Genomic DNA, 14,376 nt, shown 5'->3' on the forward strand with positions numbered 1-14,376 from the left:
CCACAGAAATTCCAATCCAAAGGCCTAAAAAAACAGAAGAAAAGCTATAGCGGCAAGAAAAAGACCCACACCTTCAAAGTACAGGCCATCATTCATTATCAAACTCAAAAAATCCTGAGTTTATGTACGAGTCGTGGTGCCGTACATGATTTCGAACTCTTCAAACGTAACTTGAATCAGATTCCTGCAGGTGCATTTATCCTTGCGGATAAGGGTTATCAGGGAATTTATACAGTGTATCCAAATAGCTTGTTGCCATTAAAAGCAAAGAAGCGCTGTAAACTGGATTCCGAACTAAAAATCTATAATCAGGAAATCAATAAAAGAAGAATTGGAATTGAGCATGTATTTGGCAGTTTGAAAACCTTCAAAATTCTTGCTGAGCGATATCGCAATCGAGGCAAAAGACTAGCATTAAGATTCAATCTAATTGCTGGAATTTATAACTTGGAGCTGAGTAAAAAATGACTTATGAAAGAAATCTATTAATTGAAATATATATTTTTTAATTAAATTGGATAGGCTTTGTTGCACAAAGATTTCATAACTATATGATTTTAAAGGTTTTGATTATTTTTTGATCCAAAATTAAATTTATTTAAATCAGATGCTTACATATTTATGCAACAAAGCCAATTGGATATAGAAATTTAAAAAATAATCTGTATGAAAGCTATGTTGCAAAATGCAATTAATCTTAATCTAATTCTTAATCCTTGCATATTTTTTATATTTTATTATAGTGTGTACAATTTTAGTTAACTGATTGATTTCTCTTATGGTATTTAAAAAACAAAAATTGATTACTAATGATAGAATTTTTTGGATAGATAGCCTGCGTGGTTGGGCCATATTAGCAGTTATCTTGGGGCATTTAGTAAATCAACTACCTTGGAATAGTTTAGCTTTCGCTCCCTTTTTAAGTCAGGAAATAAGTGATCTTTTAAATCCTGTCAGATTAGGGCTGATACTCTTTGTGGCGGGACTATTCGTCAATTCTGGGTTAAAGAAAGGTAAAGATATTTATTTTAAGGGAAAACTTCATTCTATACTCTGGCCATTTATTATTTGGTCATCCATCTATGGTTTCTTAAAATTATATTTTTCCAATATAGTAAATAACAAAATTGAGCCTTTAAATTTATTACTATCTACGATAACAGGTGGTCAGTCTACTATTTGGTTCTTATATACTTTATTTATATTTTTCTTAATTATACCATTTATTCGAAAATTACCTATATATATAGTTATACCAATATGTTGGTATTTAAGTCTTATATCTCCTGCTATTCCTGAAGACTCAATATTCGCCGGAATTCATAATAATAGAATCGCTACTGCATTTTATTTATTTCCGTTCTTTTATTTAGCTGATTGGCTAGTATTACATAAAAAAGATATACTTAAAGAATCTAAAAACAAAATAGTTCTTGTGATATCTTTAATTTCTTTCTTAATAATATCTATATTGGCAACAATACCGCCATCGATAGTTAAGACTCTATTTACTCTATGTCTACCTTTATTTTCAATTCCATTATTTATTTTTCTCTCTTCAATTTCACCTATAAAACCTATAATTTTCATAGGTAAAAATTCAATTGTATTTTATGTACTTCATCAATTGTTAATTCAAGCTGTATCTAAGTTTATCCCAGAAGGAAGCTTTATATTTAAGAGCTCTATAGGATATATATCAATATTAATATCGATATTATTATTTTGTTCTGCTATCTGTTACCTAAGAAAATATTCTTTTGTTGATTTATTTTTTTCTTCCAAACGGTATGCAAAAAAAATTAGTAAGATCCCAGTTCAAAAAGACTCTGTTATACAAAGTTATAAAAAATAGATTAAAGCCCCTAAACAACTAAAATTTGGTGGTGTTTCAAAAAGTATGCTAGTTAACTCTGTCAATAGAAAAATTGAAAAGAAGTAAATTAAAATCACTATATTTTTAATGCTTTATGAGATTTAAATGGCTTTGTTGCACAAAGATTTCATAACTATATGATTTTAAAAGTTTTGATTGTTTTTGATCCAAAATTAAATTTATTTAAATCAGATGCTTACATATTTATGCAACAAAGCCGATTTAAATTATGATTAAAATATAGTCAGCATACTTTTTGAAACACCACCAAAAATTAAACCCCTTCTACCGGGTCAATTTCTGCCACCAGCGCATCGTCCTGAGATACAGCCATCTCGGTGCTCTGTTCGCTTTGTTCTTCTTCAATTGCATCAATTAACGCCACTTGTGCTGCTTCTTCTGCCGATACTGCTGGCTGTAAAGTGGTGGTAATGCGGACCTGAGACAGGCTTTCTAAGGTATCACCTGGTTGTAATGGCGGTTCTGCCCAAGCCGAGCTCATCAGTAGCCCCATACACACTGCCATCCCCAGTTGTTTCGAATGCATGCTTGATCTCCTTATAATCTCTATTCTATTCATTCGTGACGGCTAGTCTGCTGTAGCAATTTTGCACTTTTGTGAAAAAACGCGAGAAATCAGAACTTTCTTTTCAATTTCTATTTTTAAATTATCGGGTGTGCGGGCTACGGCTGAGTCATCTTAGTTTTTTTTGGCTTTTTTAGACTGCCGGCTTAGTCTGGGCAGGGAGTTTTGATATAGTAAGGACAATTTCGAATCAACATCAGGAATATGTTATGTCAGCAACTCCACGCATTGGTGTATTAGGTGCCGGTGGCCGTATGGGACGCATCCTTATTCAAGCCGTTGAGCAGGCCGGTTATCAACTTGCAGCTGCGGTGGAACGTCCGGAAAGTAGCTTAATCGGTGCAGATGCAGGCGAGCTTGCGGGCATTGGCAGCCTGGGTGTGAACGTGGTCGGCAGCCTGGAAGAGGTGGTGAAGCAGTGTGACGTGGTCATCGACTTTACTGCACCGGCAGCCACTGTAAACCATCTGAAAATTTGTCGTGAAGCAGGTGTGGCAATTGTGATTGGCACCACCGGCATGAATGATGAACAGAAAGCCTATCTGGATGAATCGGCAACACAAACTCCGGTGGTCTATGCCGCGAATTATTCTGTCGGGGTCAATGTTTCAATTAAGCTTTTAGAACTTGCTTCTAAAGTATTTGGCGATACGGTAGATATTGAAGTGATTGAAGCGCACCATCGTCATAAAGTCGATGCGCCATCTGGTACTGCTTTAATGATGGGTGAAGCAATTGCAGAAACCCTGGGCCGTGACCTGAAAAAAGATGCGGTCTATCATCGTGAAGGGCATACCGGTCCGCGTGAGCGTCAAAGCATTGGTTTCCAGACCATTCGTGGCGGCGATATTGTCGGTGAACACACCGCCATGTTTATTGGTGAAGGCGAGCGCGTCGAAATTACCCACAAAGCCACCAACCGGATGAACTTTGCTGCCGGTGCCGTGCGTGCTGCTGCCTGGGTGGTCGGTCGTGATGCGCGTAAATATGACATGAAAGATGTCTTGGGTTTTAACGATATTCAAGTTTAAAACCGCTGTAAAATCCGTTATAACAACACTAAAACTAAAATAAGATGAACAATGGAATGAAAAAATGGATTGTATTGGCCGGTGCGCTCGCCATGGCGGCGAGTGTACCCGCCCAGAATTTGCAGAATGCCAAACTCAATATTCATAAAAATAATATTAAGGTCTGGACCTATCAGCATCCGCAAAACCCGGTATTTTTGTACAAGGCCGAAACCACTTTTCCGGTTTCGATTGAAAAAGCCGCTGGCCTGATTCTGGATGTGGAGCATGCCATCAGCTGGGTGCCGTATATGGGCAGCGTTAAGGTACTGTCGCGTGATGACCAGAAAGGTGAGTTCCTGCTGTATATGGTGCTGGATTTTCCTTTTCCGTTAAAAGACCGTGATCTGGTGGTCAAAGGCAGAATGTTTAAAGATGCTCAAGGCGTGATTCATATTCAGAATAAGGCCGTCAGCCAGGGTTATCCCTTAAACCCGAGCTATGTGCGTTTAACCCATTATGAAGGCGACTGGACCTTTCAAAAACTGGGCGCCAACCGGGTTAAGGTGTCTACCTATGGTTATGCCGATCCGGCCGGTTCGATTCCAACCAGTTTTGTGAATATGTTTGTGCAGCAGCAGCCTTATCAGATGCTGCAAAAAATGAAACTGGAGCTGAGTCTGCCGGGCCGCGAGCGCCCCTTACCGGCGATTTTAAGATAAAAACTACCCGTCTGGTGCTAGACGGGTCAGGGATCAGCAGACTCAGAAAGCGTATTGAAATACCGCTGATCTGAGTCTTTAAAACGAGATTTAACTGCCTTAGTAGCTAAATAGTCCTTTTTCCAGCGGGAATTCAATGCCGATTGAGGCACCGCCATCTTTACCGTGCAGGTCTGAATCCCCCAGCCAGCCATTCAGTCTAAGTGGAATATCCGGACGTAGATAATGTGTCCAGGTGATATCTAAAGCTGTTAGCTCATCTTGCTCAGGAAAAGCATAGTTTGTTTGACGGCTACCTGGTCGATTGGCTGCTTGATCAAATTTAGCAAACAGCACCCGGCCATGCAGACGGTTTAAAGGATCAAAACGGATATCGCCGCCCACAGCAATCATCTGGCCATCACCACCCATTGCATGTGCTAATGGGTAACCATGCTGATAGAAGCCATCGGTATAAACACTATGATTATAGGAAATCCCTTGTGCCTTGCCATTGGTACGCGTGTCAGCCCATTCGCTATACAGCTGGTAGGGCATATTCTGGTAGCTAGATGAATAATCCACCCCGGCCAGATACATTTTTTTCGCGGGCAGGCCGCCGGCTTCATCTTCACCGACATATTGCGCATAGACACCCAGCGGCATTTGCACTAAAGGTTGCAGGTTTAAACGGGCATCAAAACCGGCAATCTGGTTCGATGGATCGGGTTCACCCGTGCCGCCATTGTCTTTGTTGCCAACAAACGCATCCCAGAGTGAGCTCAAGCTTTCCGGACGTCCTTCACCCCCCCACTGAATAGCACGTGAAGCCCCCAGTTCTAGATAGGGAAGCGGCTGAGCAGTAACACGCAGCCCAATCAGTTTAGCATCCGGGACTGCATCATAATGGTCCAGCTGACCGGCAAAGGCCTGATATTGCCATGGCCCAATCCAGGACAGCCATTTACTGCTAAAAGCAGTCTGTTCTGCCCGCTGCGCCGTAATGCCATAGACTGGGCGGCTGGCATCGCCACGAATCAGACTCCCCTCATGACCGGGTCCCCAATACGTCGGAATCTGGCCGGCAATCAGCCACTGATTCCAGAGTTTCCCGGCAATATAAGAGCCTTCTACATTCACATCCTGATCATGATCAATCTGTGGGTCTTTTTCGGCATTCACCCGTAACCGGGCATCCCATTGGCTACCGCCAGCATTCAGTTCCAGACCGGCCTGATATTGTGATTTTTCCTGATCACCAAAGGCTTGAGGCAGATACTTATGATCAGTTTCTGCAAATAGCGCAGCTTTCAGAAGCTGATTATCGGCATTTAAATGAGTGAGGACTGCATCCACTACTTTTTGCTGGACAGAGTTGCTGATTTTCGCCTGAGACAGGGCACGCTGAATTTCATCGCCACTCATGGGCCAGGTGGAGGTGCTGATCTGAATCACCCCTTGCTGATTCAGCCAATTCAGGTCGGTACGCAGGTTCTGGTCATTCAGCACAATCCCTTGGGCAAAGGTCAGGGATGAGCTGAGAGCAAGGGTTGCAAGCAATATTTTTGATAGACGCATTTTTGATTCTCAGGAGTTTTTTGCTCTCCACACCATAGGCGGACGAGTTTATTTTTTCAATGCAAACTGTTGAGTAGAGTTGTAATCTGGGAAGATTAAAAATCCCGCCGTAGCGAGATTTTTAAAGCAATCGGTCACTGCAAAATTAGTCATTATCCTTATTGGCTTTATAGGCATAGGAATAGTTATAGCCATAACCATAGCCTGCACTGGAGCGCTGAATATCATTCAGGATAATACCATTGACTTTCACGCCCGCCTGTTCAAAACGGTTGATGGTCAATTCAAGCTCCTTCATTTGTGTCTTGGCATAGCGTGCAATCACCAGATTCACCCCGGCATGCTGGGAAATAATAATCCCGTCTGTGACCGCCAGAATTGGTGGAGTATCAATCAGGATATGATCATACTGTTCTGACAGCTGATTCAGCATCGCCGCAAATTGATTAGTGCTGAGCAGTTCAGACGGGTTGGCCGGACTCTTACCACGGGCAATCACATCTAGACCGGACACCTCTGTAGCTTTAATGACCTGGCTTAACTCGGTCTGACCATTTAAGTAGTCTGCCAGACCCGGTTGGTTTGCATGGTTAAAGTATTTATGCAAATAACCACGGCGCAAGTCAGCATCAATAATTAGTACCCGTTTCTGGCTTTGTGCCAGAATGGTGGCCAGGTTGGTCGAAATAAAGGACTTGCCGACTTCCGGTGCAGGACCAGAAACCATAATAATATTGTTCTTGGCGCTGCTTAAGGCAAAATGAATGGCAGTACGCATACTGCGTAGGCTTTCAATGGCAATATCATCGCTATGCTTGACCGCCAGAATTGGAATATTCTTTTTCTTCTTCAGCAGTTTGATCCGGTTTTCCTGTACAGGCGAACGCGGCACAGTGGCATATACCGGCAAGTCCAGTTCATTTTCAATTTGGGTAGAATCCTTAACGCCACTACGTAGCATATTCCGTAATAAGGCCAACAGTGTGCCGAGGAAACCACCGAGGAAAATCGACAGAATCAGGATCTGTAATTTCTTTGGCTTAATTGGTTCAATCGGTTCCACCGCGGTATCGACAATACGCACATTGCCAATTTCACCGGCTTTGGCAATACGTAACTGCTGATAAGAATTAAGCAGGCCGGTATACAGCTGCTGTTTGACTTCCACTTCGCGGAACAGTTGCAGATACTGGCGTTGCAATTCTGGTAAGCGTCTTAATGTTCCATCTAGCTCATTAATCTTTTTATTAATTGCTGATAATTGCGCATTCATTTGCTGCATGATCGGGTGTTCAGCCGTATATTTGGCCGATGCCTCAGCCACTTTTTGTTCCAGCTCGGCTTTTTGGGTTTCCAGGGTCACGCTTTGGGTCAGATACAGCTCTGATTCCTTGGTGACATCGACCGTATTGTACTGCTGGCGGAAACGGTTAAATTCACGTTCAGCGACATCCAGTTGTTGTTTCAGTTCAGGCAGCTGATCTTCCAGGAATTTTAAGGTTTGTGCGGTTTCAGCCGAGCGACGTTCAATATTCTGTTGACTATAGGCCGCTAAAATGGCATTGAGCACCTGGGTAATATGCTGTTTATCGGTACCCTGGTAGTTGAGGCCCAGCACACCGGTCATTTTACCTTTTTCGACCACCGAATAGTTAGCGAGCAGGCTGCGAACTGCGGCAGGCAGGCTTTGCTTTTGGATCAGATACGTGCTATCAAAGCTGTCCTGACTATAAATACCGACTTTCCATAGACCATATTCAGACTGTAACTGGCTGGTCTGGTTCAGGGGTGCAGAAAAGACCACCTGTTCTGTGGCTGAATCCGTTAAACGGTATTGACCTTCGGCAAAACTAAGTAGCAGACTTTTATCACGATAGTAATCTGGAATCTCAAAGCTGCGTACATCAAAGCTTTTCTGGTTGTCTTTAAACAGCACGGATTGAGCTGAATATTCACTGTCATACTCGTGCTTATTCAGTAAGCGGCTCCAGAAACTGTCTTCTGTACCATGAATGCGAATATTTAAATTCAGGCGATCAATGACGGTACCGAGTACCAGACGCGATTTCAGAATCTCAATTTCGGCCTGAGCCGGTGATTTCTGCTCAATCATATTGGACAAATCGCCCAATAAGGCGGCAGATGCCCCTTTATTTTCTTCGACCTGAACCAGTGCATCGACCTGATAGGTGTCTGGTGTGGTTCTTAAATAAAGTAAGGCACAGACCAAACTTAAAATGACACAGAGAGCAATCAGTTTCCACTGGGCAATTAAGGAGAAAAACAATTCCTTCAGGTCAATGGTATCTTCTGTATTGGTATTTTGGCTCATAGTCTTTTGTTCGAAAGTTAAATATATTTTTTCCAGTCTGCAATGCAGGCCTGAATCAGCTGGCAGGTTTCATCAAATACTGCCTGATCATGCTGGTAAGGATCGGCCACATTTTTACTTTGCCAGTGCCCCAGCCTAAAGGTTTTTCCTTTGGCAAAGGGCCAGGTCTGTTCCACATGTTTTTGCTGGTTCTGACTCATCACTAAAATCAGGTCGGCTTTCTTGACCAGCTCGGCATTCAGCTTGCGGGCCACATGCGGGCTCATATCAATCCCTAAACGCTGCATGCACAGGCTGGCTTTGTCATCGGCTGCATGACCGACCAGCCCGGAAATACCGGCAGACTCAATCTGTAAATGCGGAAATTCCTGTTTTAAAAAGTATTCCGCCATCGGGCTACGGCAAATATTGCCAATACAGACCACCAGAATATTGTTAATTTTCATTAGTTCCCCAAACGGTCTAAATTATATAAAGCATTTGAGAATGGAATAATCTGATTCACGACACGTTGCCAGCGCGCAAGGCCCGATGCATCGACATAGACAATATCATTACTGCGCATTTTAAACTGATTGGCCAGACCAAAGTCGGCAATGCTGGTTAAGTCCAGATGATAGACTTCGGTTTGTGCGCCACTTGGCTGACTGCGTAACACATAGATTTTACTACGGCTAGCCGACAATGGATTTAAGCCCAGACTTTCACCGAGTACATCACTCAGACTCATGCCCTGATCTCGAAGCGGTAAAGACTGGTTTTTACCCGACTCACCCATCACATAAATTTTCTGGTTTTCGCGGCTGTTTACATAGAGGGTGTCATTCGGTTGAATCAGCAGATTATGTAAAGAAAAACCGGCTTGTTCCAGCTCAATACTGTTTAAATGATAGGTTTGCCCCTGACGTACCAAGGTAATAGAGGCATTATTGCCTTGCTGGGCATTGACACCACCCGCCAGACCTAAAGCAGTATAGACACTGGTCGGCTGGTCACTTAAATAGAACTGGCCACCTTTCATTACATTGCCCTGTACCGAGTAACGTTGGCCCTGATAAGACAGAACCCGTGCTACTACATCAGGCGTTTTTAAATAACGGGATAGTTGACTACGCAGCTCACGGTTTACCTGACTTAAAGATTTGCCCGCAGCTTTATAGCGGCCAATAATCGGGAATTGAATATAGCCACTTTGGTCAATTTGATAACCATTTGATTCCACAGCTTTTTCACTACTGATTGTATTGGTGGGAGGCGTAATTTCTGGGTAAGCCCATAAATAGATCGACAGGATGTCGCCTGGGCTGAGGCTATAGTTGCGATGTGACTGGGTAAACAGGTGAGCATAATCTTGCTGAATATTTTGTACGGCCGGTTGCAAACCGAGTACAGTATCTTGAGTGAGCCGGACCACATTCACCGAAGTCCCCAAGTCTGTTTGATAGACACCCTCAGCAGGTAAGTCATAGGTCTGTAAGCCGGAGGTGACCGCACACCCGCTTGCTGTCACCAAAAAAGACAGTAGAATTATAGATTTAAATTGTCTCACACGTATTCCCGTTCTCGATTTTTCTAAAATCATAAAAAATAAAAAATAGTTTACCGAAGTTATTTTAAGGGTATATAACAAATTGTAAGTAGATTGCGAAAGTATACGCAAGCACAGCCAGAAAAATGAGGCAAAAAGTATCTAAATTGTGAGGGACTGCAAAATTATAGAAAGATGATTTGCAAAAAACAGACACAAAAGGAAGCATTTTAGATTTTTTGGCTAAAAATCATAACAGAACATTCATGATTTTCTGCTAATATTCCTGCCGAAAGATTTGCTCTTCATAAGTATAGTATATAAATAAGGCGTTAAAATGCTAAAGCTCTCTGACCTGAAAATTGCCGTAATTGGTTTAGGCTATGTTGGTTTACCACTTGCCGTGGAATTTGGAAAAAAGGTTCCGGTAATTGGATTTGATATTCACAAAAAACGGATTGAAGAATTACAAAGTGGTCAAGACCATACTTTAGAAGTATCACCAGAAGAGCTACAACAGGCGGCCCAGCTTTCCTATTCAGTCAATTTAGATGATTTAAAAAGCTGCAACTTTTTTATTGTGACAGTCCCTACACCAATTGATGACTATAAACAACCCGATTTAACCCCGCTTATTAAGGCTTCGACCAGTATTGGTCAGGTGTTAAAAAAAGGTGATGTGGTGGTGTATGAGTCTACTGTATACCCAGGCGCAACTGAAGAAGACTGTATTCCGGTATTAGAAAAGGTTTCGGGTTTAAAATTTAATCAGGACTTCTTTGCCGGTTATAGCCCGGAACGAATTAATCCGGGGGACAAGTTGCACCGTGTGACCAATATTTTAAAAATTACTTCAGGATCTACTCCAGAAGTTGCAGACTTTGTTGATCAGGTTTATAACCTGATTATTGAAGCGGGTACCCATAAAGCAACCAGTATTAAAGTTGCTGAAGCAGCAAAAGTTATTGAAAATACCCAGCGTGACGTCAACATCGCACTCATTAATGAGCTGGCCGTGATCTTTAATAAAATGGGTATTGATACCGAAGCGGTTTTAAAAGCAGCTGGAACAAAATGGAACTTTTTGCCATTTCGTCCTGGTTTGGTTGGTGGCCATTGTATTGGGGTAGACCCGTATTATTTAACCCATAAAGCGCAGTCTATTGGTTATCATCCTGAAATTATCTTGGCAGGTCGCCGTTTAAATGATGGTATGGGGGCTTATGTGGTGACCCAGCTGGTAAAAGCAATGATTAAGAAAAAAATTCAGGTCGAAGGCGCTAAGGTTCTGGTTTTAGGCTTAAGTTTTAAAGAAAACTGCCCGGATATTCGTAATACCAAAATTATTGATATTGTCAATGAACTGACAGAATACAATATTGCTGCCGATGTGTATGACCCATGGGTAGATGCAAGCGAAGCTCAACATGAATACGGGATTAATCCGGTCAAAAACGTGGAACAGGGTCAGTATGACGCAGTAATTTTAGCCGTTGCACATGATCAGTTTAAAGCCATGGGTGCTGAAGCATTACGTGCCCTGGGTAAGCCAGCACATATTTTATATGATCTGAAATATGTACTGGATCAATCTGAATCTGACCTTCGTCTGTAATTATAGGGACCTTAAACATGAGCCAATATCAAACTGTATGCGAGCAATTACAACAAGTACCAAAAACCTGGTTAATTACCGGTGTGGCAGGCTTTATTGGCTCAAACTTACTGGAAACTTTATTAAAGCTGAACCAAAATGTAGTAGGTTTGGATAATTTTGCCACAGGTCATCAGCATAATCTGGATGAAGTGCAAAGTCTGGTCAAGCCTGAGCAATGGGCAAACTTCAAGTTTTATGAAGGTGATATCCGTAATTTTGCAGATTGCCAGAAAGCATGTGCAGGAGTGGACTATGTCTTGCATGAAGCAGCTTTAGGTTCTGTACCACGTTCTATTGCAGACCCAATTACCACCAATGCGGCCAATATTACCGGCTTTTTAAATATGCTGACGGCTGCACGAGATGCAGAAGTGAAAAGCTTTACCTATGCCGCCAGCAGTTCAACTTATGGTGACCATCCGGCACTGCCTAAAGTGGAAGAAAATATCGGCAAGCCACTTTCACCTTATGCGGTCACCAAATATGTAAATGAGCTGTATGCTGAAGTCTTTGCCCGAACCTATGGCTTTAAAACCATCGGTTTGCGTTACTTCAATGTCTTCGGCAAGCGCCAGGACCCGAATGGAGCCTATGCTGCAGTTATTCCAAAATGGACAGCAGCCATGATTGCTGGTGATGATGTTTTCATTAATGGTGATGGTGAAACTAGTCGCGATTTTTGTTTTATCGAAAATACAGTGCAGGCCAATATTCTGGCAGCCACTACGCAAAATGATGAAGCTAAAAATCAGGTTTATAATGTGGCAGTAGGGGATCGTACTACGCTAAATGATTTGTTTAATGCCATTAAAGCTGCGTTAAGTGAAAATGGTGTGATTTATACGAAAGAGCCTATATATCGTGAGTTTCGTGTAGGAGATGTGCGACATTCACAGGCAAGTATTGAAAAGATTGAAAATTTATTAGGCTACCAACCAACCCAAAAAATTAATCAAGGCATTGAATTGGCTATGTCATGGTATGTTAAAAGTTTAACTTAATATTATGTGGAGCCTGTTAAATAAAGCAAAATGGTTATTGAGTGGCAATATTTTATTTGCCTTTTCTCAATGGCTAATGCTGATTATGTTCAGTCATTTTAGTAGTCCTATGCAACTAGGGTATTACTCATATGCCTTAGCAATAACAGCTCCAATTTTTATGTTATCTAATTTGCAATTAAGACCTTTAGTTGTTGCAGATTTTAACTTAGAGAAAAAATTCAGTTTTTCAGAATATTTATCATTAAGACTGATGACGATACTTCTTGCGATTCTTATAAGTTTATTTTTTGTTGATTGGGAAAATAATCTTGCACTGAGTATTGTACTTGCTGTTGTATTGATAAAAGCAAGTGAATCTGTATCAGATATTATATATGCTTATTATAATGCTAATAAAAAAACAAAATTTATTAGTAGATCCTTAACCTTTAAATCAGTTTTGGTAATTCTACTTTCTTTCTGTGTTCTCTATATAACCCACAATATAGTATATTCGCTTGCTGCGACGCTTATAGGTTACCTTTTTGTCTTAGGCTTATTGGATATTAGGCAAAATATAAACCACTTAAGAGAAATTAATTTTTTTGATAAAAAATTAATAAAAATTATGCAAATTGGTCTGCCATTAGGCGTAGCCGTCATGTTAGTTTCATTACAGACCAATATTCCAAGATATTTTTTGGAGCATTATTCAAATGTGGAGTTGGTAGGCGTTTATACAATCTTATATTACTTTATTGTAATAGGTGGAATAGCGATAAATTCAGTGTGTCAGTATTTGAGTCCAAATTTTTCAGAATTTTATAGAGATTTAAGAATAGAGGAATTAAAGGGAATAATAAAAAATGCATTTCTTATAGCATTATCTCTTGGTGTGTCTGGTTTAGTTGTATCTTTATTCTTGAATGATTTTATTATAAAAATTATATATGGTAAGGATTATCTGGCATATGCTTATTTATTACCCTATATTATGATTGCTGGAATATTTACCTATCTTTCAGTAGTAAATGGTTATTTGCTTACAAGTCTGAAATTGTTAAAAATACAAATGCCTGTTTTTTTAATTTTAGTATGTTTGACAGTGATATATAGCTATTTGTTGATCCCAGTTTATGGATTAACTGGAGCTATCTATACAACAATATTGTCTGCAGTTTCCCAATTTCTAATTAGCTCATTTATTATTTATACAAAAATTCAGGAATTGACTCGAGATGTCTAAGAAAGTTGTACATGTTTTAGGTGCAATGAATGCTGGTGGTGTAGAGGCATGGTTGATGACTTTGCTACGTAATACTGACAAAGGGTTTATTAATCATGAGTTTATTGTTCATCATAAAGAAAAGGCATTTTATGACGATGAAATCTATAGTTTAGGTAGTCAAACATACTATTGTCCTTATTCAAGCAATCCTTTGATGTATGCACTCAACTTGTACAGGACTTTTAAAAAAGTAAAGCCTGATGTTGTGCATAGTCATGTGCATGCCTTTAGTGGTTTGGTTTTACTGGTCGCCTTTTTATGTGGTATTAAAAATAGAATTAGTCATTGTCATAGTGATACTAGGTTCAAAGAAAAGAATAGTTCATTAATAAGAAAATATTATATAAGTTTTATGAAAGTTCTTATAAAATATTATTCAACAAGTTGTATAGCAGTTAGTGATTTAGCAGCAGAATGCCTATATGGAGACCAGTGGAAAAGTAATACAAAATGTAGTGTTATTCCATGTGGAATAGATATTAATTTATATAGTGTTTCTCATAAGAAAATTTCACTTAGAGAAGATTTAGGTATTCCATCCGATGCATTTGTATTGGGTCATGTAGGCCGATTTAGTACCCCTAAAAACCATCATTTTTTAATAGATGTTTTCGCGGAGTTTCGAAAAAAAAATGATAAAGCATATTTAGTTCTGGTAGGAGATGGTTCATTAAAAGCTGAAATTAAAGAAAAAGTAAAAGAATTAGAAGGGCACTGTTGCAAAGTTAGCGATGAGGCAGCCTTTTGTCTTATTCAAAGGCCTTACGTTTCAAAAACTCTGCTTACCAGGCGCATTTCGCCCAGGGGATCACCATAATAAAATGCTGAGGCCTGGCC

The 14,376-nt window shown here is 40.4% G+C and carries 12 protein-coding genes and 2 pseudogenes; 8 read left to right on the forward strand and 6 right to left on the reverse strand.

All coding sequences use genetic code 11. The features are described from left to right. Together FTT89_RS14095 and FTT89_RS14100 are read left to right on the forward strand one after the other, a co-directional pair. On the forward strand, positions 1-468 hold a 468-nt coding region (locus FTT89_RS14095; protein WP_180108459.1), incomplete at its 5' end, for a transposase family protein. Positions 469-778: 310 nt separating this feature from the next. Next, positions 779-1,855 (forward strand): acyltransferase, encoded by a 1,077-nt coding sequence (locus FTT89_RS14100; protein ID WP_180172898.1) that lies wholly within the window; start codon positions 779-781, stop codon positions 1,853-1,855. A 295-nt stretch (positions 1,856-2,150) separates the two neighbouring features. Here FTT89_RS14100 and FTT89_RS14105 read toward each other — a convergent pair whose 3' ends face one another. Further along, on the reverse strand, positions 2,151-2,423 hold the full coding sequence (locus FTT89_RS14105; RefSeq protein ID WP_016658893.1) for a hypothetical protein: 273 nt from the start codon (positions 2,421-2,423) through the stop codon (positions 2,151-2,153). Between the two features lie 248 nt (positions 2,424-2,671). On the opposite strand from FTT89_RS14105, the gene dapB reads away from it, so the two are divergent. Further along, positions 2,672-3,493, forward strand: coding sequence for a 4-hydroxy-tetrahydrodipicolinate reductase (dapB, locus tag FTT89_RS14110; protein WP_075167666.1), 822 nt, complete (start codon positions 2,672-2,674; stop codon positions 3,491-3,493). Between the two features lie 56 nt (positions 3,494-3,549). Next, positions 3,550-4,194 (forward strand): START domain-containing protein, encoded by a 645-nt coding sequence (locus tag FTT89_RS14115; RefSeq protein ID WP_016658891.1) that lies wholly within the window; start codon positions 3,550-3,552, stop codon positions 4,192-4,194. Between the two features lie 99 nt (positions 4,195-4,293). On the opposite strand, the gene FTT89_RS14120 is transcribed toward FTT89_RS14115, so the two are convergent. The 4 genes from FTT89_RS14120 to FTT89_RS14135 all read right to left on the reverse strand — a co-directional run bounded on the left by FTT89_RS14120 (position 4,294) and on the right by FTT89_RS14135 (position 9,632). Beyond that, complete coding sequence (locus FTT89_RS14120; RefSeq protein ID WP_180172899.1) at positions 4,294-5,751, reverse strand: capsule assembly Wzi family protein; 1,458 nt, start codon at positions 5,749-5,751, stop codon at positions 4,294-4,296. A gap of 145 nt (positions 5,752-5,896) precedes the next feature. Continuing rightward, on the reverse strand, positions 5,897-8,083 hold the full coding sequence (locus tag FTT89_RS14125) for a polysaccharide biosynthesis tyrosine autokinase (RefSeq protein WP_180088192.1): 2,187 nt from the start codon (positions 8,081-8,083) through the stop codon (positions 5,897-5,899). 17 nt (positions 8,084-8,100) lie between these two features. Then, positions 8,101-8,529 (reverse strand): low molecular weight protein-tyrosine-phosphatase, encoded by a 429-nt coding sequence (locus tag FTT89_RS14130; RefSeq protein WP_004814137.1) that lies wholly within the window; start codon positions 8,527-8,529, stop codon positions 8,101-8,103. After that, entirely contained in the window at positions 8,529-9,632 is a 1,104-nt protein-coding gene (locus tag FTT89_RS14135) for a polysaccharide biosynthesis/export family protein (RefSeq protein WP_180172900.1), read from the reverse strand. The genes FTT89_RS14130 and FTT89_RS14135 overlap by 1 nt, the downstream gene beginning before the upstream one ends. 316 nt (positions 9,633-9,948) lie before the next feature. Here FTT89_RS14135 and tviB point away from each other — a divergent pair, with 316 nt between their 5' ends. From tviB to FTT89_RS14155, 4 genes and pseudogenes are all read left to right on the forward strand, one after another. Continuing rightward, positions 9,949-11,226 carry a Vi polysaccharide biosynthesis UDP-N-acetylglucosamine C-6 dehydrogenase TviB gene (gene tviB / locus FTT89_RS14140; protein ID WP_180088196.1) on the forward strand — a complete coding sequence of 426 codons (1,278 nt, stop codon included), beginning with the start codon at positions 9,949-9,951 and terminating at the stop codon, positions 11,224-11,226. A 17-nt stretch (positions 11,227-11,243) separates the two neighbouring features. Next, the gene (locus tag FTT89_RS14145) at positions 11,244-12,269 is read left to right on the forward strand and encodes an NAD-dependent epimerase/dehydratase family protein (protein WP_180088198.1); all 1,026 of its coding nucleotides are present in this window, start codon (positions 11,244-11,246) and stop codon (positions 12,267-12,269) included. A gap of 4 nt (positions 12,270-12,273) precedes the next feature. After that, positions 12,274-13,497, forward strand: coding sequence for an oligosaccharide flippase family protein (locus FTT89_RS14150; RefSeq protein WP_180088200.1), 1,224 nt, complete (start codon positions 12,274-12,276; stop codon positions 13,495-13,497). A gap of 25 nt (positions 13,498-13,522) precedes the next feature. Beyond that, positions 13,523-14,236 (forward strand): annotated as a pseudogene (locus FTT89_RS14155) (glycosyltransferase); the annotation flags it as partial. Positions 14,237-14,301: 65 nt separating this feature from the next. On the opposite strand, the pseudogene FTT89_RS14600 reads toward FTT89_RS14155, so the two are convergent. After that, positions 14,302-14,376: pseudogene (locus FTT89_RS14600) on the reverse strand (IS6 family transposase); the annotation flags it as partial.

This window comes from Acinetobacter sp. YH01025 (assembly GCF_013420185.1).
Classification (GTDB): domain Bacteria; phylum Pseudomonadota; class Gammaproteobacteria; order Pseudomonadales; family Moraxellaceae; genus Acinetobacter; species Acinetobacter indicus.

Coding starts and splice junctions, on each gene's coding strand:
- FTT89_RS14100 (WP_180172898.1), top strand. CDS start 779: ATGGTATTTAAAAAACAAAAATTGATTACTAATGATAGAATTTTTTGG.
- FTT89_RS14105 (WP_016658893.1), bottom strand. CDS start 2,423: ATGCATTCGAAACAACTGGGGATGGCAGTGTGTATGGGGCTACTGATG.
- dapB (WP_075167666.1), top strand. CDS start 2,672: ATGTCAGCAACTCCACGCATTGGTGTATTAGGTGCCGGTGGCCGTATG.
- FTT89_RS14115 (WP_016658891.1), top strand. CDS start 3,550: ATGAAAAAATGGATTGTATTGGCCGGTGCGCTCGCCATGGCGGCGAGT.
- FTT89_RS14120 (WP_180172899.1), bottom strand. CDS start 5,751: ATGCGTCTATCAAAAATATTGCTTGCAACCCTTGCTCTCAGCTCATCC.
- FTT89_RS14125 (WP_180088192.1), bottom strand. CDS start 8,083: ATGAGCCAAAATACCAATACAGAAGATACCATTGACCTGAAGGAATTG.
- FTT89_RS14130 (WP_004814137.1), bottom strand. CDS start 8,529: ATGAAAATTAACAATATTCTGGTGGTCTGTATTGGCAATATTTGCCGT.
- tviB (WP_180088196.1), top strand. CDS start 9,949: ATGCTAAAGCTCTCTGACCTGAAAATTGCCGTAATTGGTTTAGGCTAT.
- FTT89_RS14145 (WP_180088198.1), top strand. CDS start 11,244: ATGAGCCAATATCAAACTGTATGCGAGCAATTACAACAAGTACCAAAA.
- FTT89_RS14150 (WP_180088200.1), top strand. CDS start 12,274: ATGTGGAGCCTGTTAAATAAAGCAAAATGGTTATTGAGTGGCAATATT.